Source organism: Haloferax sp. DFSO60 (assembly GCF_046557615.1).
Classification (GTDB): domain Archaea; phylum Halobacteriota; class Halobacteria; order Halobacteriales; family Haloferacaceae; genus Haloferax.
Genome location: NZ_JBKIII010000006.1, coordinates 1 through 2,026, shown reverse-complemented (window position 1 = coordinate 2,026; position 2,026 = coordinate 1). Strand labels below are relative to the sequence as shown.

1 tRNA gene and 1 rRNA gene are annotated in these 2,026 nt (G+C 55.5%); both read left to right on the top strand.

The window, feature by feature from the left end:
• The first annotated feature begins 266 nt into the window (after positions 1-266).
• A 16S ribosomal RNA gene (locus ACK509_RS16575) occupies positions 267-1,739 on the top strand.
• A gap of 95 nt (positions 1,740-1,834) precedes the next feature.
• Positions 1,835-1,906, top strand: a tRNA-Ala gene (locus ACK509_RS16570).
• The last annotated feature ends 120 nt before the right edge of the window (positions 1,907-2,026 follow it).

Sequence of the window (2,026 nt, the reverse complement as noted above, 5' to 3'; positions counted from 1 at the left end):
CGATTCACGGACCGAATCCGAACCAGGTTCGATGGGTTTATACCCACGAATCACTTCGACTCAGGTCCGAAGGAAATGAGGATTTCGCCCCTGCGGTACGCCGTAAGACGATATCTGATGTTAGCTTTGATAGTTCGGTGATATCCGGATGGATATCGCCGAATTGGACCTAAATGACACGTAACGGTGACATTGCAATCTACACAGACCATGCAATATCACCCGCCAAACCCGCATACATCCCACCCTCGGGATGTATGCAATACATTCCGGTTGATCCTGCCGGAGGTCATTGCTATTGGGGTCCGATTTAGCCATGCTAGTTGCACGAGTTCAGACTCGTGGCGGAAAGCTCAGTAACACGTGGTCAAACTACCCAACAGAGAACGATAACCTCGGGAAACTGAGGCTAATAGTTCCTAGGAGAGTCATGCTGGAATGCCGATTCTCTCAAACGCTCCGGCGCTGTTGGATGTGGCTGCGGCCGATTAGGTAGACGGTGGGGTAACGGCCCACCGTGCCGATAATCGGTACGGGTTGTGAGAGCAAGAGCCCGGAGACGGAATCTGAGACAAGATTCCGGGCCCTACGGGGCGCAGCAGGCGCGAAACCTTTACACTGCACGCAAGTGCGATAAGGGGACCCCAAGTGCAAGGGCATATCGTCCTTGCTTTTCTCAACCGTAAGGTGGTTGAGGAATAAGAGCTGGGCAAGACCGGTGCCAGCCGCCGCGGTAATACCGGCAGCTCAAGTGATGACCGATTTTATTGGGCCTAAAGCGTCCGTAGCCGGCCTCAAAGGTTCATCGGGAAATCCGCCAGCTCAACTGGCGGGCGTCCGGTGAAAACCATGTGGCTTGGGATCGGAAGGCTCGAGGGGTACGTCCGGGGTAGGAGTGAAATCCCGTAATCCTGGACGGACCACCGATGGCGAAAGCACCTCGAGAAGACGAATCCGACGGTGAGGGACGAAAGCTAGGGTCTCGAACCGGATTAGATACCCGGGTAGTCCTAGCCGTAAACGATGATCGCTAGGTGTGGCACAGGCTACGCGCCTGTGCTGTGCCGTAGGGAAGCCGAGAAGCGATCCGCCTGGGAAGTACGTCCGCAAGGATGAAACTTAAAGGAATTGGCGGGGGAGCACTACAACCGGAGGAGCCTGCGGTTTAATTGGACTCAACGCCGGACATCTCACCAGCTCCGACTATAGTAATGACGATCAGGTTGATGACCTTATCACGACGCTATAGAGAGGAGGTGCATGGCCGCCGTCAGCTCGTACCGTGAGGCGTCCTGTTAAGTCAGGCAACGAGCGAGACCCGCACTTCTAATTGCCAGCAGCAGTTTCGACTGGCTGGGTACATTAGGAGGACTGCCGCTGCTAAAGCGGAGGAAGGAACGGGCAACGGTAGGTCAGTATGCCCCGAATGAGCTGGGCAACACGCGGGCTACAATGGTCGAGACAATGGGTTGCTATCTCGAAAGAGAACGCTAATCTCCGAAACTCGATCGTAGTTCGGATTGAGGGCTGAAACTCGCCCTCATGAAGCTGGATTCGGTAGTAATCGCATTTCAGAAGAGTGCGGTGAATACGTCCCTGCTCCTTGCACACACCGCCCGTCAAAGCACCCGAGTGAGGTCCGGATGAGGCGTGGACTACCACGTCGAATCTGGGCTTCGCAAGGGGGCTTAAGTCGTAACAAGGTAGCCGTAGGGGAATCTGCGGCTGGATCACCTCCTAACATCCGAGACCACCCCGACGGGGTGGCTCACCATTCATACGGTCCATCGACGACACCCATCCGGACACCTTAGAACTATCAAAGCTAACAGTAGGGCCCATAGCTCAGTGGTAGAGTGCCTCCTTTGCAAGGAGGATGCCCAGGGTTCGAATCCCTGTGGGTCCATGGTAAGCAGTGTTCAACCCTCGTTGAATCGTGCCCCTTAAGTGTGGGACGGCGATACGAACGGATGGACATTGACGACAGATGCACCAGCCCGCGCAAGTGTGGCTGGGAAGGGTCGAA